Origin of the sequence: Brachybacterium massiliense (assembly GCF_900184245.1) — a bacterium.
GTDB classification, from domain to species: Bacteria; Actinomycetota; Actinomycetes; order Actinomycetales; family Dermabacteraceae; genus Brachybacterium; species Brachybacterium massiliense.
Genome location: NZ_FXXB01000008.1, coordinates 797,001 through 812,087 on the forward strand (window position 1 = coordinate 797,001; position 15,087 = coordinate 812,087).

15 protein-coding genes are annotated in these 15,087 nt (G+C 71.0%); 3 read left to right on the top strand and 12 right to left on the bottom strand.

Translation table 11 applies throughout. The features are described from left to right. Positions 1 to 29: 29 nt before the first annotated feature. Positions 30 to 1,121 (bottom strand): histidinol-phosphate transaminase, encoded by a 1,092-nt coding sequence (locus BN4251_RS13715; RefSeq protein ID WP_087485618.1) that lies wholly within the window; start codon positions 1,119 to 1,121, stop codon positions 30 to 32. A gap of 114 nt (positions 1,122 to 1,235) precedes the next feature. Between BN4251_RS13715 and BN4251_RS13720 the strand changes: the two genes are divergently transcribed. Both BN4251_RS13720 and purB read left to right on the top strand, forming a co-directional pair. After that, on the top strand, positions 1,236 to 1,649 hold the full coding sequence (locus tag BN4251_RS13720) for a phage holin family protein (RefSeq protein ID WP_087485619.1): 414 nt from the start codon (positions 1,236 to 1,238) through the stop codon (positions 1,647 to 1,649). 64 nt (positions 1,650 to 1,713) lie between these two features. Then, positions 1,714 to 3,129: an adenylosuccinate lyase gene (purB, locus tag BN4251_RS13725; protein ID WP_087485620.1), complete on the top strand. Its 1,416-nt coding sequence runs from the start codon at positions 1,714 to 1,716 to the stop codon at positions 3,127 to 3,129. A 100-nt stretch (positions 3,130 to 3,229) separates the two neighbouring features. On the opposite strand, the gene BN4251_RS13730 is transcribed toward purB, so the two are convergent. Further along, entirely contained in the window at positions 3,230 to 3,946 is a 717-nt protein-coding gene (locus BN4251_RS13730; RefSeq protein WP_087485621.1) for an SDR family oxidoreductase, read from the bottom strand. A 91-nt stretch (positions 3,947 to 4,037) separates the two neighbouring features. Here BN4251_RS13730 and BN4251_RS13735 point away from each other — a divergent pair, with 91 nt between their 5' ends. Further along, positions 4,038 to 4,799 carry a CPBP family intramembrane glutamic endopeptidase gene (locus BN4251_RS13735; RefSeq protein WP_087485622.1) on the top strand — a complete coding sequence of 254 codons (762 nt, stop codon included), beginning with the start codon at positions 4,038 to 4,040 and terminating at the stop codon, positions 4,797 to 4,799. A gap of 46 nt (positions 4,800 to 4,845) precedes the next feature. Here the strand turns inward: BN4251_RS13735 and BN4251_RS13740 are convergent, their stop codons facing one another. The 10 genes from BN4251_RS13740 to mshD all read right to left on the bottom strand — a co-directional run bounded on the left by BN4251_RS13740 (position 4,846) and on the right by mshD (position 14,931). Further along, a complete protein-coding gene (locus BN4251_RS13740) occupies positions 4,846 to 5,172 on the bottom strand; it encodes a rhodanese-like domain-containing protein (RefSeq protein ID WP_087485623.1) in 327 nt (108 codons plus the stop codon). Between the two features lie 299 nt (positions 5,173 to 5,471). Continuing rightward, positions 5,472 to 6,821, bottom strand: a complete 1,350-nt coding sequence (locus BN4251_RS13745) for an FtsX-like permease family protein (RefSeq protein WP_087485624.1) — start codon at positions 6,819 to 6,821, stop codon at positions 5,472 to 5,474. Next, positions 6,818 to 7,609, bottom strand: coding sequence for an ABC transporter ATP-binding protein (locus BN4251_RS13750; RefSeq protein ID WP_087485625.1), 792 nt, complete (start codon positions 7,607 to 7,609; stop codon positions 6,818 to 6,820). Before BN4251_RS13750 ends, BN4251_RS13745 begins: the two co-directional genes overlap by 4 nt. 305 nt (positions 7,610 to 7,914) lie before the next feature. Then, the gene (pstB, locus tag BN4251_RS13755; protein WP_087485626.1) at positions 7,915 to 8,700 is read right to left on the bottom strand and encodes a phosphate ABC transporter ATP-binding protein PstB; all 786 of its coding nucleotides are present in this window, start codon (positions 8,698 to 8,700) and stop codon (positions 7,915 to 7,917) included. Positions 8,701 to 8,728: 28 nt separating this feature from the next. Beyond that, the gene (gene pstA / locus BN4251_RS13760; RefSeq protein ID WP_087485627.1) at positions 8,729 to 9,892 is read right to left on the bottom strand and encodes a phosphate ABC transporter permease PstA; all 1,164 of its coding nucleotides are present in this window, start codon (positions 9,890 to 9,892) and stop codon (positions 8,729 to 8,731) included. A gap of 9 nt (positions 9,893 to 9,901) precedes the next feature. Beyond that, the gene (gene pstC / locus BN4251_RS13765; RefSeq protein WP_087485628.1) at positions 9,902 to 10,864 is read right to left on the bottom strand and encodes a phosphate ABC transporter permease subunit PstC; all 963 of its coding nucleotides are present in this window, start codon (positions 10,862 to 10,864) and stop codon (positions 9,902 to 9,904) included. A 111-nt stretch (positions 10,865 to 10,975) separates the two neighbouring features. Then, a complete protein-coding gene (gene pstS, locus BN4251_RS13770; RefSeq protein ID WP_087485629.1) occupies positions 10,976 to 12,130 on the bottom strand; it encodes a phosphate ABC transporter substrate-binding protein PstS in 1,155 nt (384 codons plus the stop codon). Between the two features lie 242 nt (positions 12,131 to 12,372). Continuing rightward, positions 12,373 to 12,987, bottom strand: coding sequence for a DUF4190 domain-containing protein (locus tag BN4251_RS18355; RefSeq protein ID WP_170931969.1), 615 nt, complete (start codon positions 12,985 to 12,987; stop codon positions 12,373 to 12,375). Positions 12,988 to 13,082: 95 nt separating this feature from the next. Beyond that, positions 13,083 to 14,027 (bottom strand): NUDIX hydrolase, encoded by a 945-nt coding sequence (locus BN4251_RS13780; RefSeq protein WP_087485630.1) that lies wholly within the window; start codon positions 14,025 to 14,027, stop codon positions 13,083 to 13,085. A 4-nt stretch (positions 14,028 to 14,031) separates the two neighbouring features. Continuing rightward, on the bottom strand, positions 14,032 to 14,931 hold the full coding sequence (gene mshD / locus BN4251_RS13785; protein WP_087485631.1) for a mycothiol synthase: 900 nt from the start codon (positions 14,929 to 14,931) through the stop codon (positions 14,032 to 14,034). Between the last annotated feature and the right edge of the window lie 156 nt (positions 14,932 to 15,087).

The following is a 15,087-nucleotide window of genomic DNA, read 5'->3' on the forward strand; positions in this document are numbered from 1 at the left end:
ACGCGCTCGTCGGTCCCCGCGGCGCCGGCTCAGCGCTCCCGCCAGGCCCCCGCGATCTGGATCAGGCGATCGTTCGCCTCCTGCTCGGCGATCGTGGCGCGCACCCCGTCGGCGCCGTAGGCGCGCAGCACCAGCCCTCGCGCGTCGGCGAACTCGGTGAACTCACCGCTGCGCTCCCCGAGCGGGAAGTAGACGAAGTTGCCGTGGCTGACGGGCAGCTCCCAGCCCTGCTCGGCGAGCGCACGCAGCACCCGCGAGCGCTCGTCACGGATCCATCCGGCGCGGCGGTCCAGTTCGTCCCGCACCTCGGGGTGCAGGCTCGCGAGCGCTGCGGCCTGCGCGGGCGCGCTGGCCCCGAAGGGCACGGTGACCTGGCCGAGCGCACGGGCCAGCCGCGGATGCGCGACCGCGTAGCCGATCCTCAGGCCCGCCAGGCCCTGCAGCTTGGAGAAGGTGCGCAGCAGCACCACGTTGCCGTGGCGGCGGAAGATCCCGGCGGTGCCGAGCACGGTCGCGGGATCGTGGAACTCGCGGTACGCCTCGTCGATCGCGACCACCACGTGGTCGGGCACACGGGCCAGGAACTCCTCGACCTGATCCGTGGACAGCGACGGGCCGGTGGGGTTGTTCGGGGTGCACAGCAGGATCAGCCGGGTGCGCTCGGTGATCGCTACGGCCATCGCCTCGAGATCGTGCTCGCCGTCCTCGGTGAGCGGGACCGGCACCGGCACCCCGCCGTGAGAGCCCACCAGGATCGGGTACGCCTCGAAGGAGCGCCAGGCGAAGACCACCTCGTCGCCCTCCCCCACCAGCGCCCGCACCAGGTCGCCGGAGACCGCGACGGAGCCCGTGGACAGGCAGATCTGGGAGGCCTCCACGCCATGCTCGCGCCCGAGCGCATCCCGCAGCTCCTGGGCGGCGGCGTCCGGATAGCGATGCGTCTGCTCGAGCGAGGCGATCGCCGCCTCGCGCACCGCCTGGACCGGCGGGAAGGGCGACTCGTTCGAAGAGACCTTGTAGCGGTGGATGCCGTCGTCGGCCGCGGGCTTGCCGGCGACATAGGCGGGCAGGTTCTCGAGCGCCGGGCGCAGGAGGATGTTCTCGGCGGGATGTGCGGACATGCTCCCAGGGTAGATCCGGGCGCGGCGCGGGGACGGAGGTGTCCGGCGCAGGCTTCCTCGATCCTGGGGGTTATCCCTGAGGCGCCGCCCAGCCTCCCGGCGGACAATGGCGCCATGAGATTCCTCGGCCACATCATCGTCACCGGTCTCGCACTGTGGGTCACCGCGCTGATCCTGCCCGGCATGCACCTGGGCCACGACAGCGCGAGCACCCTCACCCAGGTCCTCACGATCGCGGCGATCGCGCTGATCCTCGCGCTCATCAACACCATCGTCAGGCCCGTCCTGTCCCTGCTCACCCTCCCCATCACCTGCCTCACGCTGGGCCTGTTCCAGCTGGTCATCAACACGCTGATGCTGCTGCTGGCGAGCTGGGTGTCGGGGCTGTTCGACCTCACCCTCGCCTTCGACTCCTTCTGGTGGGCGCTCCTCGCGGGCGTGATCATCGGGCTCCTCTCGGGGATCGTCGAGGGGGTCACCGGCCTCGGCCAGGACCGTCGCGAGCGCAGCTGGTCCGCCGGCGAGTGACCTGACCGGTCCGCGTCGAGGACCGCCTCGGCGCGGACCGTGCCCGGTCTGGGAGACTGTGCCCATGGCTCACTCCTTCGCGGACATCTCCCCGCAGATCGCCCTGACCCCGCTCGACGGCCGCTACCGCGCGCAGACCGCGCCGCTGGTCGACCACCTCTCCGAGGCGGCGCTGAACCGCTCCCGCCTGGTGGTGGAGACCGAGTGGATGATCCACCTGCTCGATCAGCAGGTCATCCCCGGACTGCGCACCCTCACCGAGGACGAGCGCGCCCTGCTGCGCGCGATCCCCGAGGACTTCGGCGCCGAGGGCATCGCCGAGCACGCCGAGATCGAGCGCGAGACGGTCCACGACGTCAAGGCGATCGAGTACTACATCAAGCGTCGCCTGGCCGGCACCTCGCTCGAGCCCCTCGCCGAGGTGGTGCACATCTACTGCACCAGCGAGGACGTCAACAACCTCTCCTACGCCCTGATGGTCAAGGGCGCGGTCGAGCAGGTGTGGCTGCCCGCCCTGCAGGACGTGATCGCGGATCTGAACGCCCTCGCGAAGGATGCCGCCGAGGTGCCGATGCTCTCGCGCACCCACGGCCAGCCCGCCACCCCCACCACGCTCGGCAAGGAGATCGCCGTCTTCGCGCACCGGCTGGGCCGCCAGGCGAGGCGGATCGCGGCCGACGAGTACCTCGGCAAGATCAACGGCGCGACCGGCACCTACGCCGCGCACGCCGTCTCCGTCCCGTCAGCGGACTGGGAGCGGGTCTCGCGCACCTTCGTCGAGCACCTGGGACTGACCTGGAACCCGCTGACCACCCAGATCGAGTCCCACGACTGGCAGGCCGAGGTGTACGCGGACATCGCCCGCGCCGGCCGGATCCTGCACAACCTGGCCACCGACGTGTGGACCTACATCTCGATGGGCTACTTCCGTCAGCGCCTCTCCGCCCAGGGCGGCACCGGCTCCTCGACCATGCCCCACAAGGTCAACCCCATCCGCTTCGAGAACGCCGAGGCGAACCTCGAGATCTCCGGGGCGCTGCTGGACTCGCTGGCCTCGACCCTGGTCACCTCGCGCCTGCAGCGGGACCTCACGGACTCCACCACGCAGCGCAACATCGGCCCCGCGATCGGGCACTCGTTGCTCGCGATCGCGAACATCCGCAAGGGCCTCGCAGGGCTGGACGTGGATGCCGACGCGATGGCGGCCGACCTCGACGGCAACTGGGAGGTGCTCGGCGAGGCGGTCCAGTCGGTGATGCGCACCCTCGGCGTGCAGGGCATGCCCGGGCTCGACAACCCCTACGAGCGGCTGAAGCACCTCACCCGAGGTCAGCGCGTGGACGGCGAGGGTATGCGCGAGTTCGTGCGCTCCCTGGGCCTGCCCGAGGCGGAGCAGGAGCGGCTGCTCGCGCTCAGCCCCGCGACCTACGTCGGCTACGCGGCGCAGCTGGTCGACCACTTGGACGCCCCGCGCGCCTGAGCCCGGGGCGCGCCTGAGCCCGGGGCGCGCCTGGGCCCTGCGCGGCGGTCCCTGCGCGCCGGGGCCCCTGCACTGCGGGTCCCGGGCGCCGGGGGAGCTCTCAGCCGATCGCGCGGGGTCGCAGGTCGATGCTCGCCACGACCGCGTCCTCCGGTGCGCGCAGCACGAAGCCGATCGCGGAGGCGACGGTGGCCGGGCGCATGTACTTCTCGGCCTCGTACTCGCCCTGCTCCGCGGCGCGCAGCTCGTGCTGCATGTCCGTGTCCACCCGGCCCGGGTGCACGGAGCTGACCCGCACCCCGTGCGGCAGCTCCTCCTGGCGCAGCGCATCCGTCCAGGCCCGCAGCGCGAACTTCGAGGCGGAGTACGCGCCGCGGTCTCCCTTCGCGTTGTAGCCGGAGCCCGAGTTCACGGCGACGACCGTGCCCCGCGCCTCGCGCAGCGCGGGCAGCAGCAGGCGCGTCAGCTCCGAGACCGCGGTGACGTTGATCGCGAAATTCCGCTCCCAGTCCTCGGCGCTCAGCTCCTCGACGCTGCCGTTGACCAGAATCCCTGCCGAGTGGACGACCCCAGCGAGCCCGCCCGGCAGGTCGAGCGCGCGGACCGCCTCGGCCGTGGCAGCGTGATCGGTCAGCTCGGCGACGAGCACCTCGGCCGAATCCAGCTCGGCGGCGAGAGCGGCGAGCGCCCGGCCATCGCGCCCGCTGAGGATCAGGTGGTGGTCCGCGGCGAGCTCATGGGCGACGGCGCGGCCGATGCCGCGGCTGGCTCCGGGGATCAGGACGGCGGGACGGGTGGCGCGGTGCTCGGTGGTCATGGCGCGAGTCTGGCACGTGGCGTCGGTCGGGCGCGGAGCGGGCGGATGCCGGGCGGTGCCGCACCGGGGCGTGGGGTGGGAGTATGACCGGATGGAGGCGATGACCCCGAGCCGGGGATGGCTGCGTGCCGAGGTGATCCTGGTGCTCGCCCTGTCCCTGGGACGCAGCGCCGTGTACTCCTTGCTGTCGCTCGCGCAGGCGCTGGCCACCGGTCCCCTGTCCGCGCAGTCGACCTCGCTGAACAGCTCGCTGCGGGAGAACCCCTGGCTGGACCTGCTGTACCAGCTGCTGTCGATCACCTTCACCCTGGTGCCGGTGGCGCTGGTGGTGCTGCTGCTGACGTTGACCGCGGGAACGCTCCAGCAGGCGCTGCAGGATCTGGGGATGGACCTCGCCCGCCCGCTGCGGGATCTCGCCCACGGAGTGCTGCTCACCGCGGGCATCGGGATCCCGGGCCTGGCCATCTACTACCTGGGCCGGCTGCTCGGGGCGACGGTCGAGGTGATCCCGGCGGCCCTGGACACCCACTGGTGGACGCTGCCGGTGCTGGTGCTCCACGCGATCAAAAATGCCGTGTTGGAGGAGGTGATCGTGGTGGGCTACCTGTTCCAGCGGCTCGAGAAGCTGGGCTGGTCGCCGCGCCGGATCATCGTGGTCTCCGCGCTGCTGCGCGGGGCGTACCACACGTATCAGGGGGTGGGGCCGGGCCTTGCGAACCTGGTGATGGGGCTGGTGTTCGGCGAGTGGTACCGGCGCACCCGCCGCACCATGCCGCTGGTCATCGCGCACACCCTGCTCGATGTGTTCGCCTTCGTGGGCTACGCCCTGCTGCAGGACGTGATCTCCACCTGAGCCCGGCGGCTCAGCACGCGAGCGGGCTCAGAGGAGGCGAACTGGCTCAGAGGATGAAGGCCTCGCCGTCTCCGTCGGACTCGATCGGCAGGCCGGACTCGAACCACTGGTCCATCCCGCCGGAGACGTTGATCGCCTCGAAGCCGTTGGCGTTGAGCCATTGCGCGACCTGGAAGCTGCGCCCGCCGGAGCGGCAGACGATGTACAGCGGGTCATCGGTCTCGGGCAGCTGGTCGAGGTTCTCCATCAGCGTGCTGGCCGGGAGGTGCTGGGCGTTGGCGGCATGGCCGGCGTCCCACTCGTTCTGCTCACGCACGTCGAGGAGGTGTGCGTCCTCGGGGACGGCGGTCGGTGCGACGTTCTCAAGATCCATGCCGTCAGCCTAACGCCGCGCCCCGCACCGGAGGGGGCACGGGGCGGGGCGGGGGCGGGGCGGGCGCTGGAGCAGGGTGCCTGCGGCAGCGCTCCGGCGGGCGCTGGAGCAGGGTGCCTGCGGCAGAGGCCGATGGTCGAGAACTGGCGTCCTGGCGATGACTACGGCGATTTCTCCATAGTCATCGCCCCTGCGCCAGTACTCGACCATTACCGACCGCGCTCGACGATGCTGGACCAGTCACGGGGTGCTGAACCAGGCACGACAGTGCTGGACCAGGCGTGCCCTTCGCGCGGCGGTCAGGCCGCGCGGGTCGCGTACCGCTTCACGAGCGGGGAGGCGACCATCACCGCAGCGATCACCAGGACGTAGGCGCCGACCACGCTGCCCAGGTACTGCAGGGCCATCATCGGGTTGTTCGGGGTTCCGCCGAGCACGGTGGTGATCACCAGCAGCGCCGTGCCGGTCGCGATGATCGAGCTGAGCAGCACCGGCACCGCGATCTCCGCAAGGCGCGCACGATGCAGCTGGGCCACCTCGGCGCCGGCGATGTGCTGGGCGCGCAGGCGGGGGGCCTGGTCGATCACGCGGGCGGTCTGGGTCACGCCGGTGCTGACTGCGGCGAGCACCGCCGCGATCCCGAGGGTGAGCAGGCCGCCGGTGTTCATGGCGGTGAACAGCATGGCCTCCTCCGGGTTCGAGGCCTCTCCGAGCGTCGCGGAGACCGTCAGGAATCCGGCGACGACCAGGGCGAAGGTGATGCCCGAGACGGCGCGCCAGCCGGCTCGCGGGTCCCCGGCCAGTCGCCGGGCGCCCACCATCAGGGACGGGAACGGGGCGGTCTTCGCGAGCACCAGCGCTGAGACCCAGACGATGAACGGGCCCACCACATTGATGCCCGCCACGATCGCGGCGACGAACAGGACCACGATCACGATCGCCATCGCACCGCCGCCGCTCTGGCCCATGAGCGCCGCGCCCACGTTCATGAAGAGCACGAAGCCGATGATCAGCACGCCCCAGATCACGAGGCGCATCACGGACAGCCGCACCACTCGCGAGTCACGGGCCACGCCCAGCGGGCTGAGCACCACGCCCATCAGCGACACGCCTGCGGATCCGGCGGCGAGCACCACCAGGGCGAGGACCAGCACGGGGTACGCCCAGAGGGGCATCAGCAGGTCCGCCACCGAGAAGGGCGCGATCCCGAAGTCAAGGCGGGTCAGCGCAGGGGTGACCGCCACATGGGCGCCGATGCCGATCACGGCGCCGAGCAGCGACTGGGCGACGACGTCGAGCACCGCGACCGAGCCGACCTGGCCGCTGGTGCCGCCCACCAGGCGCATCGTGGCCAGGTCCTGTTCGCGCCGCGCGAGGGACAGCCGGGCGGCGGATCCGCCGAGGCCCACGGCGCTGGGCACCAGCAGGGCGGAGGCGATGAACGCACAGAAGGAGAGGAACGGCATGATCGAGGACTCGCCGGTCATGGCGACGGGGTCCGCGGCGCTGCGGCCGAAGAACGCCGCCGCGCCGCCGAGCACGGTCGCGATGATCGCGGTCGCGGCGGCGAAGGCGATGATCGGCAGCACGTCGGCCAGCGCGCCGCGGCGCCGCAGCAGCAGGGGTGCGGAGGTGAGCAGGGCGTTCATCGTGCCGCTCCGGCGAGCTCGACGTCTTCGGCGGGGCGCACGAACTCCTGGGCGATCCGGCCGTCACGCATCGCGACGGTGCGGCGGCAGGCCGCGGCGACCTTCGCGTCGTGCGTGACCATCACCAGGCTCGCGCCGGTGTCCCGGCAGGAGTCCGCCAGGATCTGCAGCACGGCCTGGCCGGTGGTCTGGTCGAGCGCGCCGGTGGGCTCGTCGGCGAAGACCACCGAGGGCCGACCGGCCAGCGCGCGGGCGATCGCGACGCGCTGCGCCTGCCCGCCCGAGAGCTGGGTGGGCCGACGCTCGTGCATGCCGGACAGGCCGAGACGGTCCAGCCAGGAGGCGGCCTCTGCGGTGGCGGCACGGCGGGAGACGCCTCCGAGCATGCGCGGCAGGATCACGTTCTCGAGCGCGGTCAGCTCGGGCAGCAGCTGCCCGTCCTGGAAGACGAAGCCGAAGTCCTGACGCCGCATCCGGGTGCGGCGCCGGTCCGACAGGGACGCGAGGTCCGTGCCGTCGTGGTGCACGCTGCCGGAGCTGGGGGTGAGGATCCCGGCGAGGATGTGCAGCAGGGTGGTCTTGCCGCAGCCGGAGGGGCCCATCACGGCGAGCGAGTCGGCGCGCGCCACGTCGAGGTCCACGCCGTCGAGGGCGCGGGTGGTGGTGCCTGCGGTGCCGTAGGTCATCAGCAGGCCGCGGGCCGCCAGCACCGGTGAGGGATGGACCATGCCGGGCTGCGCGGCCGGGTGCATGCCCGTCGCTACGGGCGGGGCGGAGGGTGCGGCCATGGGAGGCGCGGAGGTCGTCTGCCCCCTACGGTCCCGCGCACGGCCCTGCGGGCGCGTCCGTCTCCGGGGCCGTCCCTGCCCCGCGCGGTCAGACCCTGGTCTGATCCGTGCGGCCTCACCCGTCCTCCTCGAGGCCCGTCGAACGAGAACACCGATACCTGCCGGATCTGGCAGATATCGGTGTTCTCGATGGGCCCCGCGGGCGTGTCGCGTGGGAAGCGGCCCGCGGGGGATCCGGAACCGGCCCCGGCTGCGTCGGGCGAGCCCGCGGTGGCGCGGGACAGCGGAGCCGGCGGGGGCGCGGGTCAGCCGAAACGACCGGAGATGTAGTCCTCGGTCTCCTTGTTCGCGGGGTTGGTGAAGATCGTGTCGGTGTCGTCGATCTCGATCAGGTGACCGGGCTTGCCGGTGCCGGCGATGTTGAAGAACCCGGTGCGGTCCGAGACGCGGGAGGCCTGCTGCATGTTGTGTGTCACGATCACGATCGTGTACTCCTGCTTGAGCTCATGGATCAGGTCCTCGATCGCGAGGGTCGAGATCGGGTCCAGCGCCGAGCAGGGCTCGTCCATCAGCACCACCTCGGGCTGCACGGCGATCGTGCGAGCGATGCACAGGCGCTGCTGCTGACCGCCGGACAGGCCCATGCCGGGCTTGTCGAGGCGGTCCTTGACCTCGTTCCAGAGGTTCGCGCCCTTGAGCGCACGCTCGGCCAGGTCGTCCGCGGCGGAGCGGGAGATACGGCGGTTGTTGAGCTTCACGCCGGCCAGGACGTTGTCCCGGATGGACATGGTCGGGAAGGGGTTCGCCTTCTGGAAGACCATGCCCACGCGGCGGCGCACGTTGACCGGGTCCACGCGCGAGTCGTAGATGTTCTCGCCGTTGATCTCGACCTTGCCCTTCGCGTACGCGCCGGGGATCACCTCGTGCATGCGGTTCAGGGTGCGCAGGAAGGTGGACTTCCCGCAGCCGGACGGGCCGATCAGGGCGGTCACCGAACGGGGCCGGATCTGGACGTCGACGCCCTCCACGGCGAGAAAGTCGCCGTAGTAGATGTTGAGGTCCTCGACATTGATGGGCTGGGGCGCTGCCATCAGGTGTCCTTTCGCGTAGGGCGACAGCTCAGCGGCTGAGCTTCGGGGAGAAGTAGTGGCTGACGAGACGGGCGGCGATGTTCAGCACCATCACGATGACGATCAGCGTGAAGGCTGCGGCCCAGGCACGATCGATGTTGGTCGTGATCGAGCAGGCGTACACCTCCTGGTTGACCGGGTTGGTGACCGTCTCGTTCATGCAGTTCGCGTTGCCGTTGCGGTATTGCTGGTTGATGAAGGTCGGCAGGGTGGCCATGCGGCCGTCGAACATGTTCCAGTTCACCGAGGTGACCATGCCGACGGTGAGCAGCAGCGGAGCGGTCTCGCCGATCACGCGGGCGATGGCGAGGGTGATGCCCGTGGTCAGGCCCGCGATCGCGGTGCGCAGCACGACCTTGACGATGGTGAGCCATTTGGGCACGCCCAGCGCGTAGGACGCCTCGCGCAGGTCCATGGGGACCAGGCGGAGCATCTCCTCGCTGTTGCGCACCACTGTGGGGATCATCAGCAGCGAGAGCGCGACGGCGCCCATGATGCCCATGCGCACGCTCTGGTCGGGCATGAAGGCGATGAACAGGGCCAGTCCGAACAGGCCCGCCACGATCGAGGGGATGCCGGTCATGACGTCGACCAGGAAGGTGACGCCCCTGCCGAGGGTGCGCTTCCATCCCTGGTCCGCGTACTCGACCAGGAAGATCGCGGTGAACAGCCCCACGGGGATCGAGATGATCGAGGCCCACAGGGTGATCAGCAGCGTGCCGACGATGGCGTGGAAGACGCCGCCGGCGTCGGCCCCGCCGATGATGCCGGACATGTCCTCGCTCCAGAAGGAGAAGGGGGTGGGCTTGGCGGCGATCGCGCGGGTGAGGCCGCGGCTGATGACCTCCCACAGCAGCGACAGCAGCGGGAACATCGAGATCGCGAAGGCGCCGATGACCAGGAGTGTCATCAGGCGGTCCATCGCCCAGCGGGGGCCCTCGCGCAGCAGCGAGTAGCCCCAGCCGAACAGCAGGTGCAGCCCGAAGCCGAGCATGATCGCGCTCGCGACCGAGAGGGCGTCGAAGATCGCCAGCACGGCGACCGCGACCAGCAGTCCGGCGAGGCCGGTGAAGATGAGGTGGTACCAGGGCAGCCGGCGCTCATCGGAGGAGCGCACGGTGGGCGGGGCCTGGACGGAGGTCGAGGAGCTCATGGGTACCTCTCAGCTCTTGGGGCCGCTGCGGGCGACGATCCACCGGGCGAGCGCGTTGATGATGAACGTCAGCACGAACAGCACCAGGCCGGTGAAGATGAGCAGGGACATGTCGACGCCGGAGGCCTCGGCCTGCTTGGAGGCGATGTTGGCGGCGATCGAGTTGTGGCGACCCACCTCGAGGATGTGCAGCGAGAAGGTCGCGCCGGGGGCGAGGATCATCAGCACGGCCATGGTCTCGCCGAGCGCTCGGCCCAGGCCCAGCATCGACGCGGCGACGACGCCGCCGCGCCCGAAGGGGAGCACGACGGTGCGGATGGTCTCCCAGCGGGTCGCGCCGAGGGCGAGGGCGGCCTCCTCCTGGAGGCGCGGGGTCTGCAGGAACACCTCACGGGAGACCGCCGTGATGATCGGCAGCACCATCACCGCGAGCACCACCGAGGCGGAGGCCAGGTTGCGCATCGGAGCGGTGGGCTCGCCCGCGAACAGCGGGATCCAGCCGAAGTAGGTGTTGAGGAAGACGTACACCGGCTCGAGCTTGGGCACCAGCCAGATGCCGCCCCACAGGCCGTAGACCACCGAGGGCACCGCGGCGAGCAGGTCGATCATGTAGCCGAGGCCCGAGGCGAGGCGGCGCGGGGCGAAGTGCGAGATGAACAGGGCGATGCCGATCGAGATCGGGATCGCGATCACCAGGGCGATCGCCGAGGCGAGCACCGTGCCGTAGACCAGCGGGAGCGTGACCTCGATGAGGGAGAACTCCGAGGTGCCGGAGAACTCCTGGCTCGCGATCACGGCGGGCATCGACTCGGAGGTCAGGAAGATCGCCACTGCGGCGAGGGTGAGGAAGATGAGCAGGCCGGAGCCGACGCTCAGGTAGGAGAAGACCGAGTCGCCGACGCGACGACCGCTGCCCCTCATCGAGGAGGTCTGCGGTGCCGGGGAGTCCGACTCGAGATCAGTGGTGCTCATAGGGGCCTTCCTCAGAGCTCACAGGGTTGTGGGAGAGCGGATGATGCCGGTTCGCGGCTGTGCCGCCGGACCAGGATTGGGCCGGCGGCACAGCGCTGTGCGAGGGCTGGATCAGCCGACGGTGATGCCGTCGATCGCAGCCTGTGCTTCGGTGCGCAGCTCCTCGGAGATCGGGGCGGAGCCGGCGTTCTCGAGGCCGGCCTGCTGGCCCTCCTCGGAGATGATGTAGGAGGCGTAGGCCTTGACCGCCTCGCCCTCGGCGGAGTCGGCGTAGGAGCCGCACAGCGCGAGGTAGGAGATGAGGACGATCGGATAGACGCCCGACTCCTCGGTGGTGCGGTCGAGCTCCACGACGATGTCGTTCTCCTCGCGACCCTCCTCGCGGGGGGAGACGTCGACGGCCTTGGCGGCGGCCTCGGAGCTGTACTCGACGAACTCCTCGCCCACCTGGATGCTGGCGGTGCCGAGGTTGCCGGCCTGCGAGGCGTCAGCGTAGCCGATGGTGCCGTTGCCGCCCTCGACCGTGGAGATCAGGCCGGAGGTGCCGTCACCGGACTGACCGCCGTCGATCGGCCAGGTCTCGATGGGGCCGTGGGTCCAGGCGTCGGGAGCGTTCTTCGAGAGGTACTCGGTGAAGTTCTCGGTGGTGCCGGAGTCGTCGGAGCGGTGGACCGGGACGATGTCCAGATCGGGCAGCTCGGCGTCGGGGTTGAGGTCGGCGATCGCCGGATCGTTCCAGTTGGTGATGTCGCCGGCGAAGATGCCGCCGATGACCTCGGCCGAGAGGTTCAGCGACTCGACGCCCTCGAGGTTGAACACGACCGCGATCGGGGAGATGTAGACGGGGAGGTTGAACGCCTGCTCGTCGTTGCACACCTCGGTGGAGGCTGCGAGCTCCTCCTCGTCCAGGGCGGCGTCGGTGCCGGCGAACTTCACCTGACCGGAGAGGAACTGCTCGCGGCCGGTGCCGGAGCCGGTGGGGTCGTAGGTGACGGTGAGGTCGCCGCCCTCGGCGCCCACGAGGCCCATGAAGGACTCGGTCCAGGCGGTCTGGGCGTTCTGCATGGAGGACGCACCGGAGCCGGCGAGGTTGCCGGTCAGCTCGGCGTAGCCGCCGGCCGAGGCGCCGCCGTTGTCCGAAGCACCGCTGCCGCCGCCGTTGCCGCCGTTGCCCTCATCGGAGCCGCCGCCGCAGCCGGCGAGCGCGAGGCCGCCGACGAGTCCGAGCGCGGCCAGCGAGACGAGCTTGTTCTGACGAACGTTCACTACGAGTCCTTTCGGGGCCGTCGGCCCGGAATCCTGTGGTGGAGGAGGTCTGACAGCGGCGACGCTAAGGAGGGCAGGTGACGGGCCGCCCGCCCTTGTGTGAACAGCAGGTGAACTCCCCGCCGGACAGCATGAACTTGCAGGTCAGATACAGGATACGAACAGGTCACAGTGTGCTCGCGACGCTGCTGTGCGTGGTGTGCGCCACGCGGCCGGCCGGGCCTTCTCGCCGCAGGACCCGCTCAGGCCCCGGACATCTCGGTGAAGATCGCGAGGACGAAGATCACGATGTAGAACACGAGGATCAGCAGCGGCAGCAGACCGACCAGGCTGGTGACCAGCCCTGCGATGGCCAGCCCGCGCCCGCCCTTCGGTGCCGGAGCGCTCGGGCCGGTCTCCTTCATGCCCTTGGCGGCGAAGATGATGCCGACGGGCGAGGTGAGCCCGGCGCACATCGTCAGCGCCAGCAGGCCGAGCACGAGCGAGGTGATCGCCGCTCCGGAGCTCGGCGGCGGCGGGGCGTGGTGCCCGTAGCCCTGCGGCCCCGGATATGGGGCAGGGTGCTGGTGTCCCGGGTACGCCTGCCCGGGGTGTTGCTGCCCTGAGTACGGCTGTCCCGCGCCGGCCATCGCGGCGCCGCCCCCCGCGGGGTTCTCGGCGCCGCTGCCGAAGACGGGTCCGAACCCGTCGGCGTCCAACGGCTCGCTCACATAGGGGTCGGTGCCCTCGGGCCCCACCGCGTAGGGATCCTCCGATGAGGAGTGCGACCACCCCGCGTCGCTGTCGCTCCCGTACGGGTCGCGGTCGCCGTATCCCCCGTGGTAATCCGGCAGGCCGCCGGGCTGCTGCGTGCTCATGTGCTCCTGTGTCCTTCCCCTGATCCGTGCGGGCCCCTTGTGCTCAGCCGTCGTCCTGAGCCGTTGTCCTGGGCCGTTGTCGTCAGCCGTCGTTCTCAGCCGATGTTCGGCAGGTGCCGCTCGACGGCGACCACCGTGCCGTCGGCAGTGGTGTGCAGCAGCAGCGCCTCCCCCGCGGCGAGGAAGGGATCCTCCCGCGGCAGCTCGAGCGCCGCCCCCTGGCGTGCGACCTCCCGCACCGCCTCGATCACCGTAGGCAGCACCGGGCGATGGGTGCACACCACGGTGGACCGCGCCTCGCGCAGCACCCTCTCGATCACCGCGGCGGTGCGCGAGGGATGGTCCGCGTGCGCCGCCTCGGTGAGCTCGTCCTTGGTCCTGACCTTCAGCCCCTCGACCTTCGCGAGCGGTTCGACGGTGTCCAGACAGCGCTTCCAGGGACTGCTGACCACGCTCGCGGGGTCGAAGGCGTCCAGCAGCGGAGGCAGTGCCTGCGCCTGCTTCTTCCCCTTGCGGTTCAAGGGCCGGGTGCCCTCGCCCTTGCGCCACTTCGAGCGCGACAGCGCCGCGCCGTGGCGCTGGATGATGATCGGCACGGTCCGGTGCTCGTCGGCCTCCACGAAGCGACGCAGCGCGACCAGCGGGACCTGATCGCTCTGGCGGGCGACCAGCGCCTCCGCCTCCTCGAGGGGGACCCAGCGCATCTCGTCCACCTCGCGGCTGTCCTGCGGGCCGGGGCCGATCTTCGCGCGCACGGTCGCGGTCCAGTACTGGACGATCTTGGTGCGCCCGTCGGGCAGCAGGTACACCGACGCCGGCAACGGCCGGTGCAGGCGCACCCGGTACCCGGTCTCCTCGGCGACCTCGCGCACCGCGGCGGCGGGGAAGGTCTCGCCCTTGTCGAGCTTGCCCTTGGGGATGGACCAGTCGTCGTAGCGGGGCCGGTGGATCAGCAGCACCTGCAGCTGATCGCCCTTCTCGCGCCAGGCGAGGGCGCCGGCGGCGAGCACGGGCTGCGGCCGGCCGGGGGCGACGCGCACCGGCTCAGCCCTTCCCGGCCGTGCGCAGCTGCACGTCCCGGCCGGAGACGGTGAATCCCCAGTTCTCGTAGAGGCGCAGCGCGGGGGCGTTGTCCGCTTCGACGTAGAGCTCGACGCCGGGGACCCCGCTCTTCTGCAGGCGAGTCAGCGACTCCGCCAGCAGCATCCCGGCGACGCCGTGCCCCTGCACGGAGGGATCGGTGGCGACCACGTAGATCTCGGCGTCATGGGTGACGTCGCCGGGGCTCTCGCGCTTGACCCAGACGAAGCCGACCACCTCGTCCTCGCGCAGGGCGACCACCATGTCCTCGGCGTCGAACCACGGCTGGGCGAGGCGCTGCTCGAGGTCCTCGAGAGTGAGCGCGCCCTGCTCGGGGTGCTCGGCGAAGGCGCGGGCGTTGACCTCCACCCAGCGCTCGGCATCGCGCTCGCGGTCGAAGGCGTCCAGCCGCAGGCCCTCGAGCGTGGAGCGGGGGATCTCGGGCAGGGTCTCACCGGGCCCCAGCCCGCGGTGCAGGGTGAGCAGGCGCCGGGTCTCCTCCAGACCGGCGGCGCGCAGGAAGGCGAGGGATCCCTCGAGCGCTCCATGCGCCCACACCGCGGCGTCCTCGTGGAGTGTCAGCGCCTCGCGCAGCAGCTCGGTGCCGTGCCCGCGACGGCGGTGGGAGGGATGGACCATCCCCTGCACGGTGCCGTCGGCGAGAACGTTCGTGTAGCCGACCAGGAGGCGGGCGGTGCCGTCCGCAGCGTCCTGCTCGCGCAGGATGTGGTGGGCGCGCTCGCCCTCGAGCGCGAGGATCGCGGCCTCGTCCAGCGGGGAGACGCCGTCGTGCGCCGTGGTGGTCGCGAGCAGCTCGCGGACGTCCGCACGGAGCGTCGGCGACAGAGCGGCCGTCGTGGTCATGGGGTCCTTCCGGGCTCTGGGGCGGTACCGCCCTCCGGTGGATCACCGCCACCTGAGGAGCGTGAGTATGCCGTCACCAGCGGGCACTCGTAGACTGCCACTGTAGCGCCCGCCGACGACCCGTCGGCGCCGCGGCCCGAGACCGGAATCGACAGC

What these genes read in the sequence shown, in the direction of transcription:
- BN4251_RS13715 (WP_087485618.1), bottom strand. Translation starts at nt 1,121, where the DNA reads ATGTCCGCACATCCCGCCGAGAACATCCTCCTGCGCCCGGCGCTCGAG.
- BN4251_RS13720 (WP_087485619.1), top strand. Translation starts at nt 1,236, where the DNA reads ATGAGATTCCTCGGCCACATCATCGTCACCGGTCTCGCACTGTGGGTC.
- purB (WP_087485620.1), top strand. Translation starts at nt 1,714, where the DNA reads ATGGCTCACTCCTTCGCGGACATCTCCCCGCAGATCGCCCTGACCCCG.
- BN4251_RS13730 (WP_087485621.1), bottom strand. Translation starts at nt 3,946, where the DNA reads ATGACCACCGAGCACCGCGCCACCCGTCCCGCCGTCCTGATCCCCGGA.
- BN4251_RS13735 (WP_087485622.1), top strand. Translation starts at nt 4,038, where the DNA reads ATGGAGGCGATGACCCCGAGCCGGGGATGGCTGCGTGCCGAGGTGATC.
- BN4251_RS13740 (WP_087485623.1), bottom strand. Translation starts at nt 5,172, where the DNA reads ATGGATCTTGAGAACGTCGCACCGACCGCCGTCCCCGAGGACGCACAC.
- BN4251_RS13745 (WP_087485624.1), bottom strand. Translation starts at nt 6,821, where the DNA reads ATGAACGCCCTGCTCACCTCCGCACCCCTGCTGCTGCGGCGCCGCGGC.
- BN4251_RS13750 (WP_087485625.1), bottom strand. Translation starts at nt 7,609, where the DNA reads ATGGCCGCACCCTCCGCCCCGCCCGTAGCGACGGGCATGCACCCGGCC.
- pstB (WP_087485626.1), bottom strand. Translation starts at nt 8,700, where the DNA reads ATGGCAGCGCCCCAGCCCATCAATGTCGAGGACCTCAACATCTACTAC.
- pstA (WP_087485627.1), bottom strand. Translation starts at nt 9,892, where the DNA reads ATGAGCTCCTCGACCTCCGTCCAGGCCCCGCCCACCGTGCGCTCCTCC.
- pstC (WP_087485628.1), bottom strand. Translation starts at nt 10,864, where the DNA reads ATGAGCACCACTGATCTCGAGTCGGACTCCCCGGCACCGCAGACCTCC.
- BN4251_RS18355 (WP_170931969.1), bottom strand. Translation starts at nt 12,987, where the DNA reads ATGAGCACGCAGCAGCCCGGCGGCCTGCCGGATTACCACGGGGGATAC.
- mshD (WP_087485631.1), bottom strand. Translation starts at nt 14,931, where the DNA reads ATGACCACGACGGCCGCTCTGTCGCCGACGCTCCGTGCGGACGTCCGC.